A 693-nucleotide genomic window follows, 5' to 3' on the forward strand; every position below is an offset into this window, starting at 1 on the left:
CACTATTGCTCCAATCATTTTAAATACTCCTTTTGAAAATGCTATCTTTTGTGAAAACATAACAGATGTTTTATCCATAGATTCAACTGCTGATGGTTTTCAATGGGAAGTTTCTACTGATAATGGAACAACTTGGACAACAATTATAGATGACGCAGTGTATGCAGGAAGCACAACCAAAGATTTACAAATCACAAATCCGCCAATAACATTCAATAATTATCAATTTCGAGTGGTGTTGAACAGAACAGGAAATACTTGTGGAAAAACTTCAAATAGTATTTCTTTAAAAGTAAATCCTGAACCAGTTACTAATGATGTTGTTGAATTATTACAATGTGATGACGATTTAGATCGAATTTCAACCATCAATTTAACAGAAGCAGAAATCAGTATTTCTGCCAATTATCAAAATGAAACGTTTACTTATTTCGCTACAGAAGCAGATGCAATTGCAGGAACTCCCGAAGTTGCTGACAAGTTGCGTTACCCTGTAAATCAAACTAGTGAAGCTTGGGTAAGAACCATTTCTGCAGATGGATGTTACCGAATTTCAAAAATCAATTTACGAGTAGACGCTTCTGCTGATGTTGCCTATAATAAAGAATTTGATGCAGTTTGTGATGATTTTTTACAAGCTGATGGTACAAACGGTCCTTTAAATGACGATACAGACGGAATTACAAATTTTGA

Annotated in this window: 1 pseudogene; it reads left to right on the forward strand. The window is 34.1% G+C overall.

Annotated elements, in window-relative coordinates:
• Window positions 1–693 (forward strand): annotated as a pseudogene (locus tag IU405_RS00905) (hypothetical protein); the annotation flags it as partial.

Source organism: Polaribacter sp. BAL334, assembly GCF_015767435.1.
GTDB lineage: Bacteria > Bacteroidota > Bacteroidia > Flavobacteriales > Flavobacteriaceae > Polaribacter.